Consider the following 24,699-nt stretch of genomic DNA (forward strand, 5'->3'; position numbering starts at 1 on the left):
AACAGGGAAGTTAAGCCCGTCTGCGCCGATGGTACTGCTACACCAAGTGGGAGAGTAGGCCGCCGCCTTTTTTTGAAGTCCCTTCATCGCAAGATGAGGGGACTTTTTTTTTGTTCCATATCCAACAAAAGCGCACGCCCTAACGTAATCAATTCCTGCACCCGCCTCTACTGCGTTTTACCTGTAACGGTGGGCAGTCATTGAATGCACGCCTACTGCGTGATTAATTCCCGTAGCCCTTTGTACCGCACTGCGTTTGTACCCGGGGACGGTCATTGAATGCACGCCTACTGCGTGATTAATTCCCGCATCCCTTTGTACCGCACTGCGTTTGTACCCAGGGACTGTCATTGAATGCACGCCTACAGCGTGATTAATTCCCGTAGCCCTTTGTACCGCACTGCGTTTGTACCCAGGGACGGTCATTGAATAGGCCGCCGCCTTTTTTTGAAAGCATTTACCATGTATATGGTAGGTGCTTTTTTTTTGATACGATCTGTTGTGGCCACGCTGCCGGCGTGATCAATTCCTGCTTCCTTGGCGTGGTAATGTGTTGCATAGTTGACGTATTAATTGGGAACATTTGACTAATTTTGAAATATGTTATCCATTGAGGAAAAACTAAATACTCTTTCGCATGCCCTGGGAATTTTCTTAGGGCTTATCGGCTTTATTGCTTTAATTGAATATGCGGGGGAGCAAACTTTTTACGGTACCTTTTCAATTATTGTTTACAGTTTTACCGTTCTATTGTTGTTTACGGTGTCAACCTTATATCATCGAGTTCGGAATCCGAATTGGAAAAGCAAATTAAGGATTCTAGATCATATTAGTATTTATTTTTTAATTGCCGGGACTTATACACCTGTTGCCTTGATTTTGTTGGAAAAAGGCAATGGATGGTTCATCTTTTATACAGTTTGGGGCATAGCAGCTGCGGGTACCATCTTGAAATTATTTTATACAGGGAAATATGAGTTTATTTCAGTTTTTCTTTATCTGGCAATGGGTTGGTTGATCGTATTGGATTTGGATAATTTACTAAGTAATACTACGACCATTGGGTTGGGAACCCTTTTTCTGGGGGGTGCATTTTATACCTTGGGGATTCTTTTTTACGCTATTGAAAAAATTCCCTACAACCATTTCATTTGGCATTTGTTTGTGCTGGGAGGCGCCATTAGCCATTGGTTTTTTATTTTGATCGATGTGGTTTAAGGACGAATAACGTCTTCATATTCGTTGAAGAAATCTTCAAATATGGCCATGTTTTCCTTTAAAAAAACCATGGTCTCCTGCCAGGTGTTTTTGTTGTGTATGGATACATTTTCCAAACGGACGGATACCCTTGAAATTTCCTTTCCATTTTCAAGAAAGACCGTATCTTCAAATAGGGCTTTCGGTAGATATTTTTCTAATAAAATCGACCTAAGAGAAATCAAATTTTCCCATAATTCTACACGTTTCTCCAGATCTTGATTTTCAATATCCATCGAAACCATTGCACTTTTTAAATCAAAATGAAATTTAAAGGAGAAATCCTTAATACCGGTGTTATATAGAATCCATTTTCTGGGAAAGGACTTTCCAAAGGAAATCCAGAAATCCTGACGTAACTTTTTTGCTTCTTCCTTGCTGAACATCTATAAGGAATAAGCAATTACGATACCCAAAATAATGACTACCAATTTACGCAAGTTAAATTTATGTGCTTCCGAACTTTCGAATAAAATAACAGTTGAAATATGAAGGAAGACACCAATGACCAAAGCGTTAAGTAAAACGGCATAAGCGTGGATAAACTCATAATTGGCGGCAATATAAGTGCCTATGGGTGTCATTAAGGAGAAAAGCACAATAAAAAATATGGCAGATTGTAACTTGATCTTTGAGCTTAATAAAAATATGCTAAGGATAATGGCAATAGGAATTTTATGTATTAATATTCCATATAAAATGGTGCTGTGATTTTCTATTGGCAATCCTTCAAGAAGCGAATGTATGCATAGGCTTATAAAAAGCATCCATGGAAAATCCGATTTTTCGGGATCTAAATGTACATGACCATGCTCCGCTCCTTTGGAAAAAAATTCAAGAAAAATCTGGAGGAGAATCCCCAGCATAATAAATACTCCGACAGTTTTTGGTTCCTCACTACCATAAACTTCTGGGAATAATTCAAATACAGTAAGAGCCAGTAAAAAAGCTCCACTAAAAGCCAGAAGTAGTTTAAACACTTCCTTGTTTTTTGGTTTGGTGAAGTATACAAATATAAAGCTTAGCAAAACGCCAAGAATGGGCAATAAATATTTCATTGAGGATTAATTCTGGTATTGTACAAAATTACCATATTGGCTAATAAGGGCTAAAATTAACGTATTTTTGTGGTAATCTTAATGGTAGATATGAACAAAAATTTTAAAATGGTGGCCAAGACCATGTTTGGTTTTGAGGAAATTTTGGCCAAGGAATTGCGTAACCTCGGTGCTGGTAATGTTGAAGAAGGGGTTAGGAGCGTTTTTTTTGAAGGGGATACCGGTTTTATGTACAAGGCAAATCTTTGTCTGCGTACAGCAATTAAAATTGTTAAACCTATACATTCGTTTCGCGTTCGGGATGAGAATGATCTTTATAAAAAAATCTATGCCATGGATTGGTTCGATTATCTTTCAACCTCCACAACTTTTGCCATAGACGCCACGGTGAATAGCGAAAATTTTACCCATTCCCTATATGTATCCCAAAAGACGAAAGATGCCATTGTGGATAAATTCAGGGATACGGATGGTAGTAGACCGGATGTAGATATAAAATTTCCGGATGTGAGGATCAATATCCATATTCAAAATGATCAATGTAATGTGGCCTTGGACTCCTCCGGCAGGTCTTTGCACCAAAGGGGATATAGGACAGCAACCAATATTGCACCCATAAATGAGGTTTTGGCAGCCGGACTTTTGTTATTAAGCGGGTGGGACGGACAATGTGATTTTTTGGATCCCATGTGTGGTAGTGGGACCATGCTGACGGAAGCGGCCATGATTGCCTGTAATATTCCGGCAAATATTAATAGAAAGGAATTTGCTTTTGAGAAATGGCATGATTTTGATGCCGAACTTTTTGAAAAAATTGTAGATAGCAGTCTAAATAGGACAAGGGAGTTTAATCATAAGATTATTGGATATGATAAGGCGCCTTCTGCTGTTAGAAAAGCGCAGGATAATGTGGTAAACGCCAATCTATCCGATTATATAACGATTGAAAGGAAGAACTTTTTTGATACTGAGAAATTTACGGAAGGGCATTTGCATATGGTTTTTAATCCGCCCTATGGTGAGCGATTGGACATTGAAATGGAGGATTTTTATACCGACATTGGAAATACCTTGAAGAGGAATTATCCAGGAACCGATGCGTGGTTTATCACTTCCAACTTGGAGGCCTTAAAATATGTTGGTCTACGTCCATCTAGAAAGATAAAGGTGTTCAATAGTCATTTGGAATCGCGATTGGTAAAATACGTGATGTACGAAGGAAGTAAGAAGGCCAAGTTTAATAAGGCGGAATAGCCAATAGTTTAACAATATCATAAGCGTGAAACCAAAACATAAAGTTCTTATCTATAATTTTCTAGGCTTCGCTATTTTATTTGTGGTGGGCCGATTATTGCTTGGTATGTTACTATCACTAGACACACTTGTCTTAGCGGTTATAGCAGCAATAGTTGCAAGTTTAATGGCGCCGAAATTTGTGGTTGTCAAATCCAATAAAAGCGACAAAATAATGATGAAATGGATTTTTATTAAAGGTTTCCGGGAACTTTAGGTCCTTCCTGTCCCGGTTTCTTTTGTGCGGGTTTTTCTTCCTTTTCCTTGATTTTCTTAGCTTTTTTATAGAGCGGCAAAAAATAGGTAATGGAATAATTGTAGCCAACGCCAAAATTGCTCCCATCGGTAACTTTATTGAATCCTGGAATCCATAAATTTCTAAAATTCTCAGGATCTTTATTGCTGACCAAAAACCCGATTCGTACACTTGCACCCAGATAGATGTTAGCGAAGAGTTCTGCTTTTACACCTAGTACGGCCTCTAGCCAGCTGGCATTTAATCCGCTAAATTCTTGGGAGACATCTGAACCAAAAGGGAAATCGTTCACGGTATTGGGATCAGGGTCGATCTGATAATCAGGATCGTTCCAATATCGGTTGGTATCATAAATTTGATAATTGTTCAAGGTTTGACTAAAAGTACTGTAAGCATAGCGACCTCCTACGTGAATTGAGTTGTTCATGCCATACCAATTCCCGTAGGTGTTATAATCCACCCCGAGCTTTAAATAGCTTCCGGAAGTGGTGAAATTATAAAGATCCTCTTGTTTGGTATTTTTTTCATTACCCAATTCGGCGGCTACATAAAGCTTGTTGGTAATCCTATAATCGCCAACTATTTCAAGTCCGGTATAGTCATCATTTAAAAATGAAATTAACGGCCGGCTAAGATCTATTCCAACCCTAATACCGTATGGGTCAGTATGGGCTACCGTGTCTTTTGGCTGCAAGTCAATAGGCTTACTTTGTGAGTATCCCAAAAGAAAGGCGAGAAATATAAAACTACTAATGAAATATCTTAACATGGGCCTCAGTTGAATTTTCTACCAATGGGTTTACAATTTCTATATCCTTTATCCAGTTATCGGTTTCCGTTTGTAAATCGCTACTTAAATCATCATAGTTGGTAATATAGCCGCAGGCCCTGGAAACAAATATATTTTTTCTGGTGTAATTGAAATATAAGGTATCCAAATCTCCCACTTCCAAAGAATCAACATCGGCAGAGTTCTTAATGAAGTAAAAACCTGTACTGTCTTCGGTAACTTTTAATGGAATGGAAATAGAATCCAAATCGGTTCTATCGGAAACAGTGGTTACGGTTGTGTTCTGACCAACCCCTACAATTCTAAATTTAGTTGCCTTTTTTAATACGGTGGGGTTGTCCACATCATAAAACCTTATCACCATTAATGGGGTATCGCCATCCACACAAATATCATCTTTTTCACAGGCTCCAAAGCTGATAAATGCAATTATGAAAAGTATTGGAATATAGACTTTCTTCATGCTTAGTTGGATTATTTAATCCGTTTTTTCAAAAGTACAACATTTTCAACATGATGGGTTTGCGGAAACATATCCACTGGTTGGACCTTTATTATTTCATAATCCTCCTTCATTAGTTCCAAATCCCTGGCTTGTGTTGCACTGTTGCAACTAACATAGACGACCTTTTCAGGGGCTATAGTCAATATTTGCTGTACAACTGCGGCATGCATGCCATCTCTTGGTGGGTCGGTTATAATAAGGTCGGGTTTCCCGTGTTCCTTAATAAAACTGGGATTAAAGACGTTCTTCATATCCCCAACAAAGAAATCTACATTATCTATTTTATTTCTTTCGGCATTGGCCTTGGCATCGGCAATAGCTTCAGGAACGGCCTCTATGCCCACAACTTTTTTAGCTTTTTTCGCTACAAATTGGGCAATGGTGCCTGTACCTGTATAAAGATCGTAGACCAATTCATTTCCTGTAAGTCCGGCAAAATCCCTAGTTATCTTGTAAAGTTCATAGGCTTGGTCCGAGTTGGTTTGATAAAAAGATTTGGCATTTATTTTAAACTGAAGACCTTCCATTTCCTCAAATATGTGATCGCGACCAGAATGACATAGTATTTCTTGGTCATATATGGTGTCGTTTTGTTTTTGATTGATTACATATAATAAGGAGGTAATCTCTGGAAAGGTTTTTGCTAAATGGTTCATCAACAACTCCCGCTTATCCAAGTCGTCCTCGTAAAACTGGACCATAACCATAATTTCACCAATAGAGGAAGTACGGATCATCACCGTTCGGAGCATGCCATATTGATTTCTGGGATTAAAGAAAGTCAGTCCGTTCTTGATAGCAAAATCCTTTATCTCCAATCTAATGGCATTGGAGGGGTCTTCTTGTAAATGACATTTTTTAATGTCCAATATTTTATCCCACATCCCTGGAATATGAAATCCCAAAGCATTTTTATCTTCAATTTCCTTGCCGGAGTTTATTTCTTCCAATGTTAACCACCTACTGTCCGAAAAGGAAAATTCCATCTTGTTTCTATAGAAGTACTGTTTTTTAGATCCCAAGATGGTATTGGTTTTGGGCAATTCCAAATGCCCAATTCTTCGGAGATTGTTCTCTACCTCTTTTTGTTTATAGAATAGCTGGTGCTCATAGCCCATATCTTGCCATTTACAGCCACCGCAAACTCCAAAATGTTCACAAACCGGAGTGGTCCTTTTGTCCGAAAAAGTATGGAATTTAGTGGCAATTCCTTCGAAATATGCTTTTCTTTTTTTAGTGGTCTCAACGTCTACAACATCACCTGGTACGGTATTGGTCAAGAAAATTACCCTACCATCGGGTGCCTTTCCAATAGTTTTTCCTTTGGCTCCAGCATCCACCACTTCTACATTTTCAAAAACTTGTCTAGTATTCTTTCTGCGCATGGCGCAAAAATAGGAGAATTTTTTAGGATTTATGGTGCTTTTTAACACAGTCTTATTTGTATTTACTAGATTCGTTTTGACTATGGTGAAAATAAAATGGGAATTGCCATTAAAATTTTTCGGTCCATAGACCACGGTGAGCCCATGAAAAGTAAAAGGGAGAGGAGTAGTATTCCTTGGAGAATAATTGAATATCACTATTTTTAAATCCTATATAATTAGATACAATGAGAAAATTGCTTTTTTGTCTCCTCATGATCGGTTTTTTCTCTGGACAAGCACAGCAAGGCAAATTCAGGAAAAAGATAAAAAATAATAAACCTAATGTTCTGTTCATAATAGCGGATGATTTAACAGCTACGGCAGTCTCGTCCTATGAAAATCAGTCGGCACATACACCCAATATTGATCAATTGGCGGCAGAAGGTGTTAAGTATACCAGAGCCTATACCCAATATCCGGTCTGTGGTCCTTCAAGGGCCTCTTTAATGTTTGGCTATTACCCCAATGCTACTACCACATACGGATATGTAAGCGGGAGGGAGAATGTTGGACCTTCAAGCAAATCACTTTCACAATTGTTTAAGGATGATGGTTATTATACAGCAAGGGTAAGCAAGATATACCATATGGGAGTTCCTATAGATATTGAAACAGGTTCCAACGGACAGGACGATGAGGCCTCCTGGACCGAAAGGTTTAATAGTCAGGGACCGGAATGGACTGCAGAAGGGGAGGCCGAATTGGTGCAAAATAATCCTTACGGACTTAAACCAAGAAAAGGGGGAAATGTTATGACCATTGTAAAGGCGGATGGGGACGACTTGGCACATTCCGATGGAAAAACAGCCGAAAAAGCTATCGAACTTATTAAACAACACAAAAATAAACCCTTCTTTTTGGCAGTGGGGTTGGTAAGGCCCCATGTACCTTTTGTTGCTCCAAGGAAATATTTTGAACCTTATCCACATGAGCAAATGGTATTGCCCCCTAAGGTTGATAATGATTGGGACGATATTCCCGCCCGAGGAATTAACTATGTGACCAGTGTAAATGGAGAGATGTCCGAAGAACAGGAAAAAAAGGCTGTAGCTGGGTATTACGCTTCTGTAGCCTATATGGATGCACAGGTTGGTAAGATTCTAAAGACTTTAAAGGAAGAAGGCTTGGAGGACAATACCATTGTTGTTTTTACTTCGGACCATGGCTTTCATTTGGGGGAGCATCGTTTTTGGATGAAGGTAAGCCTACATGAGGAATCGGTTAGGGTGCCTTTGATTATCAAAGTGCCTGGAAAAGCACCGGCAGTCTGTAATTCCTTTTCCGAACTGTTGGACCTGTATCCTACTTTAGCCGAATTGGCAGGGTTAAAGGCATCCAAACATTTACAGGGTAAAAGCCTTGTAAAGACTTTGGTTGACCCGTGTTTGGAAGTAAGGGATTATGCCTTTTCCGTAAGCCAAGGTGGAAAGTCCTTTTTGTTGCGCAACCATAAATGGGCATATATACAGTACGATGAAGACGCAGGAGCCGGAATGGAACTCTTTGATATGGAGCACGACGCCAAACAATATAATAATTTGGCACAAAATCCAGCTTATGGGCACGTTGTGGAAGAAATGCAAATGAAATTAAAGGAAAAATTAAAATCAGTTAGAAAAAATGATCTGGGGGTAGATTATGTTATTGATAAATAGTTGTCAGATGTATGCACAATTCCTCCATAATCATGAAAATTCGTATTTGTCAGGTCATTATCCTGTTAGTGCTAGTCTTGACCTAAAGGATTGATTGGTAGGTTTTTCTGAAACAAAAATCAATTCACAAAATATTTTAGGATGCAAATTACAATTCGTAATTTGCAGTCTCTACAAAAGAAGGATGATTTCTCTCCCCAAGAAGGAATTGCTAAAGTTTTATTTAAAGTATAATAATCATGTCAGTTTTGGAAAAATTAACTTCTAAGGATGCAATTGCATTGGAAGAAAAATACGGGGCACATAATTATCATCCGTTACCAGTTGTTTTAAGTAAGGGAGAAGGGGTGTATGTTTGGGATGTTGAAGGGAAAAAGTATTACGATTTTTTATCTGCCTATTCAGCAGTAAATCAAGGGCATTGTCATCCTAAAATCGTAAATGCCATGATTCGGCAAGCGCAAACGCTCACTTTAACTTCCAGGGCCTTTTACAATGATATGCTCGGTAAGTTTGAGAAGTTGGCTGCTGAAACATTTGGGTATAGTAAGTTGTTACCTATGAATACTGGGGCGGAGGCAGTGGAGACTGCGATAAAAATTTGTAGAAAATGGGCTTATGAGAAAAAAGGGGTTCCTGAAAATCAAGCACAGATCGTGGTTTGTGAAAATAATTTTCATGGACGAACTACCACTATAATCTCATTTTCAAATGATTCTGTAGCCCACAATAATTATGGACCGTATACCGAAGGCTTTATTAAGATTGAGTATGATAATCTTAATGCGTTGAAAGAGGTTTTGGAAGGAAATAAAAATATTGCAGGATTCCTGGTAGAACCCATACAGGGTGAAGCCGGAGTGTTTGTACCGTCGGAAGGATATCTCGCCAAGGCAAAGGAATTGTGTAAAATGCATAACGTTCTTTTTATAGCTGATGAAGTGCAGACTGGGATAGCCCGTACCGGAAAATTACTGGCAACCTGTGGTAACTGTAATTGCCCGGAAAAGCATTGTAGCGGGACACCTGAAGTGAAGCCGGATATTTTAATTTTAGGAAAGGCACTTTCAGGTGGGGCCTACCCAATTTCTGGAGTTCTGGCCAATGATGAAATTATGGATGTTATAACACCAGGTAGTCATGGAAGTACTTTTGGAGGTAATCCAGTGGCAGCCGCTGTTGGCATAGCCGCACTTGAGGTGGTCAAGGATGAGGGTTTGGCAGAGAATGCTTTTCAGCTAGGAGAAATTTTTAGGGAAGAACTTAATAAATTTATTCCAAAGTGTAATATTGTAAATGCCGTTAGGGGCAAAGGATTATTAAATGCTATACTGATAAATGATTCAGAGGACAGCTCTACGGCTTGGGATATTTGTATGGCCTTAAAGGAAAATGGTCTCTTGGCCAAACCAACCCATGGCAATATTATAAGATTCGCACCGCCTTTGGTAATGAATAAGGAGCAGCTTATGGAATGTGTAGGGATTATTATAAAAACACTTAAGAAGTTTGAAAAATAATTTTGTTTTAATTTTTAATTCATTGCCCGTTATTGTCTTTATAGCGGGCTTTTATTTTATCCAGGAGCCAAAAGGGTAAAAGGATAAATATTTACATTCCTTAAAATTGTAAATAGCACTATTAATACGAAAAGTGCTATCGGTGTTTTGGGATGATATAGTAGGTCTGGTAAGGATTTTTTGTTTTTTAATGGGGTGTAATTACGAGCACAATGATAAGCGATCAACAGAAAAGCAGGCATAAAGAGGATGTTGTGCCGAGCGACACCTATAAAATTTAAGTGTAGCAGATCGTGTAGGGCTCTTTGGCTACCACAACCGGTACAATAATAACCTGTGGCTGATAAAAAGGGACATTTTGGAAAATGGTTGGAATTACTGGGATTTATAAAAAAATATAGGAGTAGTATTCCAAGGAACACTACTCCCAAAATTATTGTTACAGGTATTTTTATTTTCTTAGAAATCACCAGCACTCATTAACCAACCAATTAAGGCAAAGCCAAAAATAGCGATATACAAAAGCCAAAATAGGCCGGCAATGCCCATACCTACAATGGCCCAAGTTTTGGCATTTTTGGAAGCCTTTTCCGCTTGATCATAATTGCCCAGGGCATAGGCTTCATTTACCTTGGCCGCATTTACAATACTGACGATACCAGGAATTAAGCAACAAAATACGGTGCTGATAATAGCTAATACCAAATAGTTGTTTGGCTTGGGTCGTGTTTGATTATTATCCATAAAATAATTTAAAAAATCAACCGATTATAATTGAAATTATTGAAGGTTTTGGAAATAATCTTCCATTCTTTCCCTCATAAGTTCTTCGTTCTGTAATGCATCCCAGCCAATAATAGAGATGATCCAAATAAAGAAGATAACCACTAGGATATTAAGAATAATACCTATAATAGAAAGGGTCCTGCCTAATTTAACATTGTTATAGCCTTCATAAATACTGGGGTCCAATGCATATAGATTGGTGGCCTTGTTTGCCAAAATAAGTCCGATGATTCCAAATATCAACCCTATAATTCCATAGCAGCAACAGGTAACTATAGAGATAATCCCGAAAACTAAAATCAGTGTTGCGTTAGGCAGTTTTTGTTGTTCCATAATTTTATTTTAATGTATTAGATGGATCATCTTATATGAATAGCTAATAATAATGATTCCGGCGTTTAGGTATAAAAGATAAATTTTGATCTTGAAGGAATTTTTAATATTGAATATTATTGAAGCGCCAATAAAGCCTACCAGCAATATCAGGGTATATATGGCGGGATATATCTTTAGGGCGTCAAGAAAATTACCATCCAGCAAAAAGGAAAGGGATCGTTGAAAGCCACAACCAGGACATTCGATACCGAAAATCTGCTTGTTCATACAAGGCAGCATATAATTTTCCAGTTCCAAGAGAATAGCCATTAGGATTATTTAAAGAGCTAATATAATTCTTTACCGAAAATTACTATTATTTTTGGGCAATGAAAACAAAACGGACTTTTTATTTAGTGCTGATCATAGTAGGAGCGGTAATTGCTGGGTTGGGAGACAGTATTATGGAAGAGGAATATGCACTAAGCATTGGAATTGTTCTTTTGATGTTCGGTTTGTACAAGACCACACAGTTGTGGAGCATGGACCACTATGGGGATGAGGAAAAAGATAAAGGCGATAAGTAATGGATTTAAAAGTTGGAGATAAAGTTGAGGCCATCGATGATATTATTCAAGGTGTTGTGGTAGAAATAAATGGTACGCAAATTACTGTAGAAAGCAAGGACGGGTTCTTATTGCGGTATACTGAAAATGAATTATTGAAAATTGCCAGCTCCAATGCCATTAAGGTATCCAATTATGAAGTGGCCAGAATAAAGGCCGAAAAGGAAATACCCAAAAACAGGCACCATAAGAAATTAAGACCGAAGGAGCGCTATGCACCGCAGATGGAAGTAGACCTGCATATAAATAAGTTGACACCTACCACAAAAGGTTTGACCAATTTTGAAATGTTGAACCTTCAATTGGATACGGCCAAACGTCAACTGGATTTCGCTATTCGCAAAAAGATACAAAAGGTTGTATTTATTCACGGTGTAGGGGAAGGTATTTTAAAGGAAGAGTTGTATTTTCTTTTTAAGCGGTACGAAAATGTAAAGTACTATGATGCGGACTATCAGAAATATGGCCTGGGAGCCACTGAAGTATATTTTCTTCAAAATACCCCGTAATTAATTGGTTGTCACTGTCCCGAAATCATTGATACTTAAGTCCGTGATTCGCTGATTGTTGGATGCATTGATCAAAGTAATCTCGCTAAGTCGTATGGTATGTTCATAAGAAGTGGTATCACCATCAACTATTTCTGTAGTGGTTATAAGCACTGAACCGCTCTCGGCTTCAATTTCTTCGATAACCGTAGGTTCGGTTGCTGGGATAAGATCGCAAAAATAATCATTGGAAACGTCATCGGAAAAATCACGATAGGTGACGGTCGTGCTAGAAGAAATAGGATATTCAACCTCTCCGTCCGATGCTTCATTCTTAAGTGTCCCACTTGCCAACGTGAGTATTAGAGCTTCGTTGCCGCTAATTTTAAAGAATAAAGTGGTGCTGGTCGTTACGGTAGTGTCACAGTAATCTATGTCAATATCGTCAAAGTCTATAGTCTCTATGGTTAAATCCCCATCATCACATGAATAAAGGGTTAAGCACAAAAGGAAAGTCAAGAGATTTTTCATGCCTCAAATTTAATCGAAATATAGGTTATAATCCTAGAGGTTTATGTGCATTTTACAGGAAATTAACTTTATTTCGAGTAATTTTGGCGGACTTTCCTGGAGTTGGGAAAGCTTTTAATTCGATTTATAATTAAATGAAAAAGGTTTATTTGGATAGTGCCGCAACCACGCAGGTTAGGCCTGAGGTCATCTCAAGAATGCAAGATGCTTTGGCAAATTCCTACGGCAATCCTTCTTCTTCACATGGCTTTGGAAGAACTGCCAAAACAGCGATTGAACAAGCGCGAAAAACCGTCGCGAAGCACTTAAATGCTCACCCTGCAGAGATAATTTTTACTTCTGGTGGAACCGAGGCGGACAACATGATACTGAGGTGTAGTGTTAGGGATCTTGGGGTTAAAACCATCATTACTTCCAAAATAGAGCATCACGCCGTATTGCATACGGCTCAAGCGTTGGCATTTGAATATGGTGTTGAATTGCTATTCGTGGATTTGGATAGTGTAGGAAATCCAGACCTGGGCCATTTGGAGTCTCTTTTGAAAAGGGATGAAAGTAAGAAATTGGTGAGCTTAATGCACGTGAACAATGAAATAGGAAACACAATAGATATTGAGGCCATAGGCAATCTTTGTGAGATATACGGTGCTTTATTTCATTCCGATACCGTACAGTCCATAGGTCATTTTCCTTGGGATGTACAAAAATGCAAGGCTCATTTTTTAACAGCGGCGGCCCATAAATTTCATGGACCCAAGGGCGTTGGCTTTGCCTATATTAAAAGAAACACTGGTTTAAAGCCATTGATTTTAGGAGGGTCTCAAGAACGTGGTTTTAGGGCGGGAACAGAACCTTTTCACAATATTGTAGGTCTGGAAGAAGCAATGAATGCTGCCTATGATCATATGGAAGCGGAAAGGAATTATGTAACCGAATTAAAAAGGTATTTTATAGAAAAAATAGCCATAGCTATTCCAGATATAGCTTTTAATGGTCTTTCGGGAGATATGGAGAAAAGTACCTATACCTTGGTGAATATACGCCTTCCATTTGATCCGGAAAAGGCACTAATGTTATTGTTCCATCTAGATTTAAAAGGTATTGCTTGTTCCAAGGGCAGCGCATGCCAGTCCGGCAGTGATATTGGTTCGCACGTACTTACCGAAATCCTTTCCCCTGAAGACTTGGAGAAACCATCTTTGCGGTTTTCCTTCTCTAAATATAATACCAAAGAGGAATTGGATTACGTAATAGAGGTGTTAAAAGAATTCGGTTCCCATTAATCCTTTTTACGGTCTCTGGGCCGTTCCCTATCATAAGGAAATTTTCTGGAAGCCAATTTCATCATCAAATCTATCAGGTCCGTAGTGTTTTTTCCCGATTTTTTATTGATTTGTTTTTCGTATTTCCACAGTAATTTACCCGTTGTCCCATCACTTATTTTTACGCCTATTCTACCGTAATTGGCGCTTCCCTTAATATAATCCAGCAGGCTAAACTCTGTGGGGACACCTTTGGATAGGAGTACATTTAAGTCCAAAGTACCGCTTATAATACCGTCAACTTCCAAAATTTCTGCCAGCTCTTTAACGCTATAAACATCAATATTGTCATAGGAAATGCCTTTCTGTTTTAAAATGGCATTGGTGTTTTTAATATTTTGGAATTCCACTGAAAATTTCTTTTTCTTTTTTCTTTTGGAAAAATAGGTTTCTAGCGCGTCCTGAACCGCATATCCCTCCTTTTCCTCAAGGTTTTTTAATTCCTCAGTGGATATTTGATCCTTTAATTCCAAGTTGGTCAAAAAGGGGATAATGGCCAGATTATCATGATTTCGACTCAATTCATCAAATTTTTCGCTCTCATAAATGTTTTTTTGGGCCGATATGGTAAGGCATATGAGAGTAAAAATGAATGCAATAATATTTTTCATCTATTGATATTTTGTTCTTTATATAGCTATCGCTAAATTTATTTTTAAAAGTGTGTTTTATATTGTTACAGTCCGCTGTACAGGTCGGGTTTGTAAATGGACCTTATTTTTAATATTAAAATCGCATCTCTATTTTCATATTCAGGATACGACCGGTCATAAAATTAGGTACGGCAAATTGTTGTTCATTCGTTAAATCCCTAACCCATGTGTTGGTTATGGAATTTTGATTATTGAATAAATTAAATATTTCGAAACCTACATTTAATTCCTTAAAAAGCCGTAAAAACGTGTTTTTGTCATACGAATTATTGGCCCCCACAAAAATATAGGAAATTCCTAAATCTGCACGCTTATAATCCCTTAATCTATTTTGATAAAGATAGGGGTCCGCATAGCTTGGTGATCCACCGGGCAGACCCGTGTTGTAAACTAGGTTTAGGTACATTTTAATATCCGGAACCTCGGGCATATAATCTTGAAAAAGAATCCCAAAGTTTAAGCGCTGGTCCGTGGGTCTCGAAATATAACCTTGGTCATCAATATTTTCCTTTGTTTTTAGATATCCTAAACTGAACCAAGATTCCGTTCCGGGAACAAAAGCACCGCTTAGTCTAAATTCAGCGCCATACGCATAAGCTTTTGCATTGTTTTGTGCGGCATAGCGTAGACGCACATCTTCCAAGGTATAAGGGTTTACATTGGTCAATTTTTTCCAGTAAGTCTCCCCGATTAAGGTAAATGGCCTTTGCCATAATTTAAAGCTATACTGGTTTCCCATTACAAAATGATAGGATTTTTGGGCCGCTACTTCTGGATGGACGGTACCCGTGTTGTCCCGTAGTTCCCTATAGAAAGGAGGCTGTTGGTAGACTCCGCCGGAGAGTCTGAACAGCATATCTTTTTCCCAATTTGGTTTAATGGACAATTGCCCTCGGGGACTAAATATGGTGTGTGCGCCTTTTGCAATATTTTTTCCTCTTACGACCCAATAAGTGGCTCTAGCTCCTAGGTTATAGTAGAGGTTATGGCCGTTCCATTGCGTCTGATGGCTGTACTGTACAAATCCCGATACTTTATTCGTGTTTACGGAATTCTTGGCAATAATGCTTTGGAAGGGAATAAGAGGGGCCTCGTAAGAAATTTCGGGTTCATTGCGTTGAAATTCATAATTGGGAGGGCGAACCATATACCCTACTGAATCTATAAATTCTGACTCCCTTATTTGATCCCGAATATCAGTGTACTCATATTTCAATCCCCATGCGATTACCTTTCCGGCATTAGAGTACGTTCCTTTGTGTTCCAAATTAACAATTTTGGCATCCAAATCATTTCTTGCACGGTTGTATTGTGTAGCCAATCCACTGATTTGGGTGGGCTCTCCCAAATTATCATCCCCAATATTAGAATTTAACTCACTGAGCTGGTACTGGGATATGACATCGGAATATTCTTGCTCCCGATTAAAATACAAGGAGGAAATAAGTTTAAAAGTAGTTCTGTCGTTTAGCCGGTATTCCGCTTTGAGGGCGTTCAGGTTGGTCCTAAATTGGCTTTTTTCACTTCCTGCATAGTATACTGTTAGGGTTTTTATATCGTTCAGAGTCCCAAAATTTGTCTCCCTAGTGAATGGTTGGTTTCGGTAATTGTTGATGGAAAGATTTCCTAGATAACTTATCCGAAACTTAGGCGAAAAAATATAGGTGGTGTACTGTTGTATATCAAAAAATGAAGGATCATAGTTACTCTTGGTATTACTGCTATTTACAAGAAGGCTGTTGTCTCTGGACCTTATGCTTGTTATATTGGATAATTTTTTATTTTTTGACACACCTTCCAAAGTAGCCGCAGTACCTAGCAAGGTTGCGTTTATTTTGAGGCCAAAGGCAACAGGGGTTTTATAGGTGATATCCAGAACCGAGGAAAGTTTATCACCGTATTTGGCTTGAAAGCCACCGGCAGAAAATTGTAAATTCTCCACCATGTCACTGTTTACAAAACTAAGACCTTCCTGTTGACCGGAGCGGATAAGAAAAGGCCGATATATCTCAATGTCGTTTACATACACCAGGTTTTCGTCATAATTACCGCCACGGACCATATACTGGGTACTAAGCTCGTTGTTGGAGGAAACGCTGGGTAAGAGCTTCAAAATATTTTCTACCCCGGCATTGGAGCCAGGAATGTTTCTAGCAATATCCGATGAAATAGTGGTAACACCCTCGGCATATCTTGTGCCAGATGGGGTAACTACGACCTCGGCGATCAGTATGGCTTTTTGCTGTAGAACGGGATTAAATTCATAATTCTCGTTCGTATTCAATATTAGATCTTTGAGAATTAAGCTTTCACTGCCGAGATGGGAGAAATTTATGGTTGTTTCTTGATCCGCTACAATTTCCAATATATAAAAGCCATTAACATCGGAGAAAGTTCCCTTGTTATAAGAAGTAATATTAACATTGGGCAGAGGCGTTTGGTTTTCATCAAAAACCACACCTGTTATGGTAGCTGTTTGAGCCTTAAGACAGGTGGTTGCACCTGTTAAAAAGACTAGAAAAAATAGTTTAAAAAGTCTCAATGTTTCATTTTCTGTAAAAAGTACTCGTGAATGTGCTACTGTTGCCAACATTATCGGTAACCACGACTTTTAATTCACATTGTTTTTTGTCCAATATAAGATCATCAAAATTATAGGTAATGGTATTTGTTTTAGGCTCATATTCCAATAGTATCCATTCTCCGTTAAGTGTGGCGTTGTATGTGTTAATTCCACTTAGATTATCAGTTATACTTAGACTTAAGTAACTATAGTTGGTAAGCCATTGTTTGTCTTTGAAATTTTTTGGCCTAATCTGCGGGGCAACGGTATCTTTTGCCAAGGTATAGGTTCCCAGATTCCTGGTTCGTGTGGTAAAGGTCGTTCCCCGTTTGTAGGTTGAAGCGTAGCTCGCCAAATTATTGTTATCCAATCTTCCTATAAATAACTGTTTCCTTTCTTCATCGGAATATTTTGAAACATCAAAAGTTATGGTAAAGTTTCTATGTGCGGGTACTCTGCTGTTGTGGATGGTAACGGTATCCTGTCCATTTTTTAGGTCGATATAGAAATTATTATAAAAGGTATTGGCAGGGAAGTATACTTTTGCCCCGCCCAAATCAAAATTGTTCGGTTTTTTAGCAATAATATAGTTGTCCGTTTTCTCTTCTTTTTTGGATATTTTAATATCCTGTTGTTTTCCCTCCACCGGGATAATCAATTTGGTGAGATTACCGGCCAGATCATTGATGAGAATTTCAACATTATAAGATAATCCTTCGCTTACCTCGATCTTGCCATTGTTATAAATGGTTCTGTAGATGCCCAGAAGGTTGCTGTCGTCCTTGAAACACTTTTGAATACGCTCCCTAGAGGTGCTAAAATGGTCATAATCAATCAAGGTATTTATATATCGACTTTCTGTAAATGAGAAGGTTTCAAAATCGTAATCGGTATATAATTTCCCGTTCACTACTTGTTTTACAGAGTAAACCCCATTTTGATTCGCGGCTAGATCTTGCCGGTCAAAGGTATTTATGCCAAAACCGATGGTGCCCAGGGCGGTTACTTTGTCGGCAAGAAAAGTTCCATCGCTTTGTCTATGGTATTTTAGTTTTATTTTTTCCTGACTTTGGTTTACCTGCGAGTTTTCCGAAAGGGGATAGGCATATACACTCAATAGGGTTGGGTCAGTGGCATCCCTTATCTCCAGTCCATGTAAGAGTGGGTTTGTGGGCATTTCAGAGGTGCTACTCCTAATTTCGAAATGTAGGTGGGGTCCGGCAGAACCGCCGGTATTTCCAGTATAGGCTATTAGTTCACCTTTTTGAAGCTTAAGTTCTGAAAAATCCGGAAAAATTTCCACTTCAAAGGATTTTTTTTGATACTGTACTTTCTTGACGTAGGCTTCTATGTCCGGTGAGAATTTTTGAAGATGGCCATAGACAGAAGTATATCCATTGGGATGGGCTATATACAATGCCTTGCCATATCCCCATTCAGAAACTTTGATCCTTGTAATTGTGCCATCGCCAATGGTATAGACCGGTAATCCCTGGCGTTGTTGTGTTTTTATATCTATACCTGAATGAAAATGGTTGGAACGCAATTCACCAAAGGTTCCCGATAATATTATCGGAATATCCAAAGGGGAGCGGAAAAAATCCGTGGGATACGGGGCTTGTCCGTAAAATATTGATGTAAATAAAAAAAATCCTAAGATAATGCCTTTCATAAAAATTAAATAATTGGTACGAATGTAATTAATACCATTCTAATTGAAAAAAAGTCTGTGTTATATAATAGAGAAGGAGTCAATTTTTTTTCTTAAATTGAGTGTAGCAATTTAACTTTAAGAATAATTGAAAAAAGAATTGCTAAGTATAAAGCGGTGTGTTAACTTTGTGTAAAATGCATTGATATTTGCAAATGGGTGAATTGGTAGATATTGTTGATTCTTTAGAAAATAAAATAAGTAAGTTGTTGCATAAGTTAGAGCTGCTGCATAATACGAACATAAAATTGGAAGAAGAATTGGTTTCTGTAAAAAATGATCATGAAGCAACAAGAGTTTCAGTGAACGAATGGCAGGAAAGGTACAATTCACTAAAAATGGCAAGTTCTATGCTGGGCAGTGATACAAATAAGACCGAAGCTAAGCTTAAAATAAACACATTAATAAGGGAGTTGGACCATTGTATTGCCCAACTTTCTGAATAGTGTAAATGAATAATATGGCAGAGAAGCTCAAGATAAAACTTTCTATAGCAGATAGGGTATATCCCTTGACAATTGATCCTTTACAAGAGGAGGGGCTAAGAAAGGCAGCTAAGAACATAGAACAGCTGGCAAAGAAATTTGAGCAAAACTATGCCGTTAGGGATAAGCAGGATGTGCTTGCTATGTGCGCACTCCAGTTTGCTTCCAAGATTGAGCAAAAAGGAATAGATCAGTCAGAAGGTGTAAAAGAAGCCGCAGAGCGACTTAAGGCACTTAATCAGTTGGTAGGTTCCAAGCTAGGGATGAAATAACGTTCTTTAAAATAAATATAGTTACTGCCCATATTGGTAATTAATTTTTGACAAACTCAACACTAATTTGTTTGAAAAGGGTGAGTTTAGATTGTAAAAGCAGGCCTTACTAGTATAAGGATCCTTGAGCAGTCTGGTAGCCCTAAACCTGTTTATCGGGGTTTGTACAAAACTTCCATCAATGTGGGCTTTTTTTATAAATAATTTTGAAATTAAATATGGATAGTATAGCAATAATAATAGGATTGGTTGGATTGGCAATTGGTTTTGCCATTGCGAAGTTTATGGAAAAGGGCAAGGCCTCGAAAACCATTGCCAGCGCAAAAAAAGAGGCGGCAAACATAATAAAGGAAGCTAATATTGAAGGGGAGAGTATAAAGAAAGATAAAATATTTCAGGCCAAGGAAAAGTTCTTGGAACTTAAAGCCGAGCATGAGAAGGTAATTATTAATAAGGACAAGAAAATCTCGGAATCCGAAAAACGAGCAAGGGACAAGGAGTCTCAAATAAGCAGTGAATTGGCCAAAGGTAAAAAACTGGGCGAGCAACTCGAGATTAAACTTAAAGAGGTAGATTACAAGAGCGAGTTTCTGGAAAAGAAGCAATCTGAATTAGAGAAGCTACACAAGAGTCAAGTACAACAGTTGGAAGTAATTTCCGGTCTGTCTGCCGATGATGCCAAATCACAATTGTTGGAATCTTTAAAGGATACGGCAAAATCGGATGCCATGGCCTATATACAATCTACCGTAGAGGAGGCAAAGCTTACTGCCCAGCAAGAAGCCAAGAAGATTATTATCAATACCATACAACGTATTGGTACGGAAGAGGCGGTGGAAAATTGCGTTTCCGTGTTTAACTTGGAATCCGATGATGTAAAGGGAAGGATTATAGGCCGTGAAGGACGAAATATTAGGGCGTTGGAGGCGGCTACCGGAGTAGAAATAATTGTGGACGATACTCCCGAGGCCATCATTCTTTCCTGTTTCGATTCTGTTCGTAGGGAAGTGGCACGTTTGTCATTACACAAGTTGGTGACAGATGGAAGGATACACCCAGCAAGAATTGAGGAGATCGTTAAAAAGACTGAAAAACAGATAGAGGAGGAAATAGTTGAAATAGGTAAACGTACCGTAATCGATTTAGGGATACATGGCCTACATCCAGAATTGATCAAGGCAGTGGGTAGAATGAAATATCGTTCATCCTATGGTCAAAACTTGTTGCAACATTCTAGGGAGGTTGCCAAACTTTGTGGCGTGATGGCCGCTGAGTTGGGATTAAATCCAAAATTGGCAAAACGTGCCGGACTATTGCATGATATCGGAAAAGTGCCCAATACTGAAGTTGAGGTGGAAACTCCCCATGCAATTCTTGGTATGCAATGGGCAGAAAAATTTGGTGAGAAACCGGATATTTGTAATGCCATTGGCGCCCACCACGACGAGATAGAAATGAAAACCCTTATTGCACCAATCGTACAGGTTTGCGATGCCATTAGCGGTGCAAGACCAGGGGCAAGGAGACAGGTGCTGGATTCCTATATCCAACGTTTAAAGGATTTGGAAGAAATAGCCTTCGGGTTTGGTGGTGTGCAAAAGGCATACGCTATACAAGCAGGTAGGGAGTTAAGGGTAATCGTGGAAAGTGAGAAAGTGAGCGATGACAAAGCAGCTGAGCTTTCTTTTGAAATCTCTCAAAAAATCCAAACAGATATGACTTATCCTGGTCAGGTGAAGGTTACTGTAATTAGGGAAACCAGGGCGGTAAACGTGGCCAAGTAATATATAAACGTATTTTAAAAAAAGCCTTCCCCAAAATGATTGTAAAAATTATTTTGGGGAAGGCTTTTTTTATGTTGTACCTAAAGGGATTTAAATAGTGAAAGTGGGTAGTCTGACAGCTTTGGCTTTCAGTCCCTAATTCTCTTTATATGGCCTGCTAATGGTCTTGTTTTTGTACATGGCCAATGCTCTCAATCCAGTTTCGGCCCATTCATCCCAATAGGATTGCTGTGAAAAATTACTATAGACATCCGTGTCATAGGCTTGCTGTTTTAACTGTAGTTCTTGATTGATTTCATCTCCTATGCGTTCCACTTTCTTTATTAGGTCTTTATAATTCTTAATCTCTAACTGTAATCTCTGGATAAATTTCCTTGCGTAGAGTTCGGTAATGTCAAAATGTGTTTGTTCATGACTTAGTACCAAGGATTTATTCTTATTATTTTTGAAGTATGAGGCTTTACAATCGAAATAAGTGTCCACTTCAACAATGACTAAGTTTTCCTTGCTTTTTATACTTGTGGCATAGCCGAAATAGGCATTTGTTGCTGCTAGAAATGGCTTGTCTTCCGAAGTTCCTTTAAAGTCGGTCACCTTTAGTTTTCTATTCGGTGTCCACAGGATTTCCTTTTCAAAGACTTCTGGATTGGGAACGTAATATATTTTTCCCCGTATTCTGTGACAGGGATTTAAAAGGGCATTAGGGGACTTGTGTTTTGTTATGAATATTAAATTGCCGCCAATTTCCTGAGCCTCTTTTTTTGCGGCCTGTTTCACTTGTCGAAGATTACAATCTCCTGTAAAGGCATTGTGTTTGGTGGCTATGGTACCAATTAAAAGAGAGTCGTTTAGCTTAGGGTTTTCTTTGGTAATAACAAATAGGACATGAGGTTGGGATATTGATTTGGCAGGTCCGTTTCCTGTTTCTTTAACAATTATTCTAGGCGTACCACAGCTTGTCAGTAAAATAACAAACCACATAGCTACAGTAAAACCAACCTTACATTTTCTAATATGCTTATATTTTTATTTATTTAGGGTGTGGCCTATTCTTCTTCAGTGGATGGGTCCTCTTCATTTTCCGTCTCCTCCATCTCTTTCATTAAATTGTTTTCCAGAATGTTCAACTTTTTAAGTTTGGCTTTCCATGTGGCCAACGAATCCTTGTGATTATTTATGTTTTTAATAACTTCTTTTACCAAGGGATTATCCTCTGAGGCATTGGAAAAGAATTGAAGATTGTTTTCCAATTGCCTAATTTCATTTTTACTTTCGTCAATTTTTCTTCTGATAAAAGTGCGCTCATTGGAGATGGCATAGTCATTGTCATTATTGGCCAACTGCTGAATCTTATTCCCGTATTTCAACAATTCGGCCTCCTGTCTATTGACATTTAATTTTTTGAACAAAGCATCAAGAATTTTATTGAATTTGGCATTTATACTCTTTTTATTAAAAGGTACCCTACCTGCCTCTTTCCATTCGGAAATGAATTCTTTAATGGTAGCCAAATCTTTATCCTTATCTCCGCTGAGTTCAAAACTTTTTAAATTTTCCAAGCAGGCATTTTTCCGTTCAAAATTCTCGGCCTCTTCTTTGTGCGCTTTATTTTTTAGGGCATGGAAACGGTCAAAATAGTGGTTACATGCGGTTTTGAACTCCTTCCATATCTTATCGGAGTACTTTCTGGGAACATGTCCTATCTTTTTCCATTCGTTCTGAATTCTTTTTAACTCCTGGGTAGTTGTGTCCCAGTCTTCACTATCCTTTAAGGAAACCGCCAGCTCCAACAAAGCTCTTTTCTTATCTAGGTTTACTTGCTGCTCCTTCTTAAGATTTTTGTAATAGTTATTCTTGTTTCTGTTGAATTCACGCACTGCATCCTTAAAATTTGCCCAAGTTTTTTCATTAACTTTCTGTGGTACTTTTCCAGCTTTGAAGAAGGAATCGCGCAATTTTTCTACTTCCCTTATTTGTTGTTGTAGCTCTTTGTGGCTAGATGCAATATGGGTGGCTATTTTACTTATGGATTGGATAATTTCATTTTTCCTCTCCAGGTTTTGTTCGTAAACCTTTTCCAGGTCTTTAAAATATTCTTGACGTCTTTGGTGAAGTAATTTGGTGGCGTTGCTAAAGCGGTCCCATATTTCTTCCCTGTGTTCCTTGCCTACTGGACCAATATCTTCTTTCCATATTTTGTGCAGGGTCTGCAGTTCCTGAAATGCTTTGTTTAAATCCTCTAATTGGACCAACTCTTCTGCACGTACTACGATTTTTAACTTTTCCTCGTAGTTGTGTTTAAAATCTAAATCCCTTAGCTCCCTGTTTAAATGGAGAAAGTCATAAAATATTTCAATATGATGGTGGTAAGTGCGCCATACATCGTTGTAATTTGTACGTGGTATTGGGCCGGCATTTTTCCATCGTTCCTGAAGATCTTTAAAGTTTTTATAAGTGGTGTTGATGTCCTCCTCAACGTTTACCAATGCCTTGAGCTCATTAATGATTTCCAATCTTTGTGTAAGATTGGATTTAAGGCCCTGTTCAAGACTTTTATAATAGCTATTTCTTTTTTCCCGATAATCGGAGTAAACCTCATTAAATTGCCTTTTGGTAACGGAATTATACCGGAAATCTATTTCGTTGCCACCACTGTTGATAAAGTCCTCCTTCTTTTCATCTATAAACTCTTGAAACTTTTGGTCGAATTCATATTTAATTCCATCCACATGCTTTTTAATAGCCTGTACTTTTTCATTTCTTACCAATCGTTGAAGTTCTCCTACGAGATTCTCCATGGACATGGCATGGTAATCTGGCATAGGGATATGGTGTCTCTGATGGTTGTCAGAATCTTCCGCATCTTCTGCATTTGATTCATCTATTTCCTCCAAAACATCTTCTTCCTTTTCTACAGTTTTTTCCTTTTTTACAGTTTCCTCCTCGGACTTAGGGTCTGTTGTTGACTCTTCTGCCTTTTCTTCGGAATCATCATTCTTTATGTTGGATACTATTTCCTCCGGTGTTTCCTGAATAGAAGGTTTTTCACGCTTTTCTGCAACCAATTCTTTTTCTTCTTTGGCTTCAGCCTCAATAGACTCACTTTCTTTTGCGCTTACCTCGGCAGAATTATTTCCAGAATCGGTTTCCTTGTCCTCGGGCTTGAGGGAGGAATTTGTTTCGGCTTCGGTGTCCGAAATATTTGTGGATTCAGTATTTTCCGAAGTTTCCTCTGTACCTACATTATTCTGTAGTTTGTCTTCTTTATCTTCTAACATTTTATGAATGTTTATAGCTTTCTATATGTAATGTACGGAAATATAATTACATCCGTTTTAATATCAAAGGTAATGAAACTTCTTTTTAGGGATTTTATAAGTGGGGCAAGCCTATATTTTTTTG

Annotated in this window: 25 protein-coding genes and 1 other RNA gene; 11 read left to right on the top strand and 15 right to left on the bottom strand. The window is 38.3% G+C overall.

Annotated features, from left to right (window positions below; translation table 11 throughout):
• Window positions 1-177: 177 nt before the first annotated feature.
• Window positions 178-426: a hypothetical protein gene (locus MWU78_RS14420; protein ID WP_246998933.1), complete on the bottom strand. Its 249-nt coding sequence runs from the start codon at window positions 424-426 to the stop codon at window positions 178-180.
• Window positions 427-600: 174 nt separating this feature from the next.
• Between MWU78_RS14420 and MWU78_RS14425 the strand changes: the two genes are divergently transcribed.
• Window positions 601-1,218 (top strand): hemolysin III family protein, encoded by a 618-nt coding sequence (locus MWU78_RS14425; RefSeq protein ID WP_246998935.1) that lies wholly within the window; start codon window positions 601-603, stop codon window positions 1,216-1,218.
• Here the strand turns inward: MWU78_RS14425 and MWU78_RS14430 are convergent.
• Both MWU78_RS14430 and MWU78_RS14435 read right to left on the bottom strand, forming a co-directional pair.
• A complete protein-coding gene (locus MWU78_RS14430) occupies window positions 1,215-1,643 on the bottom strand; it encodes a DUF4268 domain-containing protein (protein WP_246998937.1) in 429 nt (142 codons plus the stop codon). The two genes, MWU78_RS14425 and MWU78_RS14430, sit on opposite strands and share 4 nt — an antisense overlap.
• Window positions 1,644-2,315 carry a ZIP family metal transporter gene (locus MWU78_RS14435; protein ID WP_246998939.1) on the bottom strand — a complete coding sequence of 224 codons (672 nt, stop codon included), beginning with the start codon at window positions 2,313-2,315 and terminating at the stop codon, window positions 1,644-1,646.
• Window positions 2,316-2,405: 90 nt separating this feature from the next.
• Between MWU78_RS14435 and MWU78_RS14440 the strand changes: the two genes are divergently transcribed.
• Window positions 2,406-3,569, top strand: a complete 1,164-nt coding sequence (locus MWU78_RS14440) for a THUMP domain-containing protein (protein WP_246998941.1) — start codon at window positions 2,406-2,408, stop codon at window positions 3,567-3,569.
• 233 nt (window positions 3,570-3,802) lie between these two features.
• Here the strand turns inward: MWU78_RS14440 and MWU78_RS14445 are convergent, their stop codons facing one another.
• From MWU78_RS14445 to rlmD, 3 genes are read right to left on the bottom strand one after another with little or no spacing between them, the layout of a single operon-like run.
• Complete coding sequence (locus MWU78_RS14445; RefSeq protein WP_246998943.1) at window positions 3,803-4,633, bottom strand: DUF6048 family protein; 831 nt, start codon at window positions 4,631-4,633, stop codon at window positions 3,803-3,805.
• Window positions 4,614-5,117 (bottom strand): DUF6452 family protein, encoded by a 504-nt coding sequence (locus tag MWU78_RS14450; protein WP_246998945.1) that lies wholly within the window; start codon window positions 5,115-5,117, stop codon window positions 4,614-4,616. Before MWU78_RS14450 ends, MWU78_RS14445 begins: the two co-directional genes overlap by 20 nt.
• Before the next feature lie 11 nt (window positions 5,118-5,128).
• Window positions 5,129-6,544, bottom strand: a complete 1,416-nt coding sequence (rlmD, locus tag MWU78_RS14455; RefSeq protein ID WP_246998947.1) for a 23S rRNA (uracil(1939)-C(5))-methyltransferase RlmD — start codon at window positions 6,542-6,544, stop codon at window positions 5,129-5,131.
• Between the two features lie 227 nt (window positions 6,545-6,771).
• On the opposite strand from rlmD, the gene MWU78_RS14460 reads away from it, so the two are divergent.
• A complete protein-coding gene (locus MWU78_RS14460) occupies window positions 6,772-8,241 on the top strand; it encodes a sulfatase (protein ID WP_246998949.1) in 1,470 nt (489 codons plus the stop codon).
• A gap of 239 nt (window positions 8,242-8,480) precedes the next feature.
• Window positions 8,481-9,761: an ornithine--oxo-acid transaminase gene (gene rocD, locus MWU78_RS14465; protein ID WP_246998951.1), complete on the top strand. Its 1,281-nt coding sequence runs from the start codon at window positions 8,481-8,483 to the stop codon at window positions 9,759-9,761.
• 459 nt (window positions 9,762-10,220) lie between these two features.
• Here the strand turns inward: rocD and MWU78_RS14470 are convergent, their stop codons facing one another.
• From MWU78_RS14470 to MWU78_RS14480, 3 genes are read right to left on the bottom strand one after another with little or no spacing between them, the layout of a single operon-like run.
• The gene (locus tag MWU78_RS14470; protein ID WP_246998953.1) at window positions 10,221-10,505 is read right to left on the bottom strand and encodes a CD225/dispanin family protein; all 285 of its coding nucleotides are present in this window, start codon (window positions 10,503-10,505) and stop codon (window positions 10,221-10,223) included.
• 36 nt (window positions 10,506-10,541) lie between these two features.
• The gene (locus tag MWU78_RS14475; protein ID WP_246998956.1) at window positions 10,542-10,880 is read right to left on the bottom strand and encodes a CCC motif membrane protein; all 339 of its coding nucleotides are present in this window, start codon (window positions 10,878-10,880) and stop codon (window positions 10,542-10,544) included.
• 9 nt (window positions 10,881-10,889) lie between these two features.
• On the bottom strand, window positions 10,890-11,192 hold the full coding sequence (locus tag MWU78_RS14480; protein WP_246998958.1) for a DUF2752 domain-containing protein: 303 nt from the start codon (window positions 11,190-11,192) through the stop codon (window positions 10,890-10,892).
• Window positions 11,193-11,251: 59 nt separating this feature from the next.
• Between MWU78_RS14480 and MWU78_RS14485 the strand changes: the two genes are divergently transcribed.
• The gene (locus MWU78_RS14485; RefSeq protein WP_246998960.1) at window positions 11,252-11,449 is read left to right on the top strand and encodes a hypothetical protein; all 198 of its coding nucleotides are present in this window, start codon (window positions 11,252-11,254) and stop codon (window positions 11,447-11,449) included.
• On the top strand, window positions 11,449-11,997 hold the full coding sequence (locus MWU78_RS14490; protein ID WP_246998962.1) for a Smr/MutS family protein: 549 nt from the start codon (window positions 11,449-11,451) through the stop codon (window positions 11,995-11,997). The genes MWU78_RS14485 and MWU78_RS14490 overlap by 1 nt, the downstream gene beginning before the upstream one ends.
• On the opposite strand, the gene MWU78_RS14495 is transcribed toward MWU78_RS14490, so the two are convergent.
• A complete protein-coding gene (locus MWU78_RS14495; RefSeq protein WP_246998965.1) occupies window positions 11,998-12,507 on the bottom strand; it encodes a hypothetical protein in 510 nt (169 codons plus the stop codon). It abuts the gene before it with no gap.
• Window positions 12,508-12,641: 134 nt separating this feature from the next.
• Between MWU78_RS14495 and MWU78_RS14500 the strand changes: the two genes are divergently transcribed.
• Window positions 12,642-13,790, top strand: coding sequence for a cysteine desulfurase family protein (locus MWU78_RS14500; RefSeq protein WP_246998967.1), 1,149 nt, complete (start codon window positions 12,642-12,644; stop codon window positions 13,788-13,790).
• Here MWU78_RS14500 and MWU78_RS14505 read toward each other — a convergent pair.
• From MWU78_RS14505 to MWU78_RS14515, 3 genes are all read right to left on the bottom strand, one after another.
• Entirely contained in the window at window positions 13,787-14,440 is a 654-nt protein-coding gene (locus tag MWU78_RS14505) for a hypothetical protein (protein ID WP_246998969.1), read from the bottom strand. The two genes, MWU78_RS14500 and MWU78_RS14505, sit on opposite strands and share 4 nt — an antisense overlap.
• A 115-nt stretch (window positions 14,441-14,555) precedes the next feature.
• Complete coding sequence (locus MWU78_RS14510) at window positions 14,556-17,075, bottom strand: TonB-dependent receptor (RefSeq protein ID WP_246998971.1); 2,520 nt, start codon at window positions 17,073-17,075, stop codon at window positions 14,556-14,558.
• A complete protein-coding gene (locus MWU78_RS14515; protein ID WP_246998973.1) occupies window positions 17,029-18,717 on the bottom strand; it encodes a M23 family metallopeptidase in 1,689 nt (562 codons plus the stop codon). Before MWU78_RS14515 ends, MWU78_RS14510 begins: the two co-directional genes overlap by 47 nt.
• A gap of 194 nt (window positions 18,718-18,911) precedes the next feature.
• Here MWU78_RS14515 and MWU78_RS14520 point away from each other — a divergent pair, with 194 nt between their 5' ends.
• From MWU78_RS14520 to rny, 4 genes are all read left to right on the top strand, one after another.
• Complete coding sequence (locus MWU78_RS14520) at window positions 18,912-19,202, top strand: hypothetical protein (RefSeq protein WP_103442032.1); 291 nt, start codon at window positions 18,912-18,914, stop codon at window positions 19,200-19,202.
• A gap of 14 nt (window positions 19,203-19,216) precedes the next feature.
• On the top strand, window positions 19,217-19,513 hold the full coding sequence (locus tag MWU78_RS14525) for a cell division protein ZapA (RefSeq protein ID WP_187583509.1): 297 nt from the start codon (window positions 19,217-19,219) through the stop codon (window positions 19,511-19,513).
• A 54-nt stretch (window positions 19,514-19,567) separates the two neighbouring features.
• A non-coding RNA gene (gene ssrS / locus MWU78_RS14530) (6S RNA) lies at window positions 19,568-19,677 on the top strand.
• Window positions 19,678-19,731: 54 nt separating this feature from the next.
• The gene (gene rny, locus MWU78_RS14535; RefSeq protein WP_246998975.1) at window positions 19,732-21,297 is read left to right on the top strand and encodes a ribonuclease Y; all 1,566 of its coding nucleotides are present in this window, start codon (window positions 19,732-19,734) and stop codon (window positions 21,295-21,297) included.
• 135 nt (window positions 21,298-21,432) lie between these two features.
• On the opposite strand, the gene MWU78_RS14540 is transcribed toward rny, so the two are convergent.
• On the bottom strand, window positions 21,433-22,278 hold the full coding sequence (locus tag MWU78_RS14540; protein ID WP_246998977.1) for a hypothetical protein: 846 nt from the start codon (window positions 22,276-22,278) through the stop codon (window positions 21,433-21,435).
• Window positions 22,279-22,343: 65 nt separating this feature from the next.
• Window positions 22,344-24,575, bottom strand: coding sequence for a DUF349 domain-containing protein (locus MWU78_RS14545; protein WP_246998979.1), 2,232 nt, complete (start codon window positions 24,573-24,575; stop codon window positions 22,344-22,346).
• Window positions 24,576-24,699: the final 124 nt, after the last annotated feature.

Source organism: Arenibacter sp. F26102 (assembly GCF_023015865.1).
Lineage (GTDB): Bacteria > Bacteroidota > Bacteroidia > Flavobacteriales > Flavobacteriaceae > Arenibacter.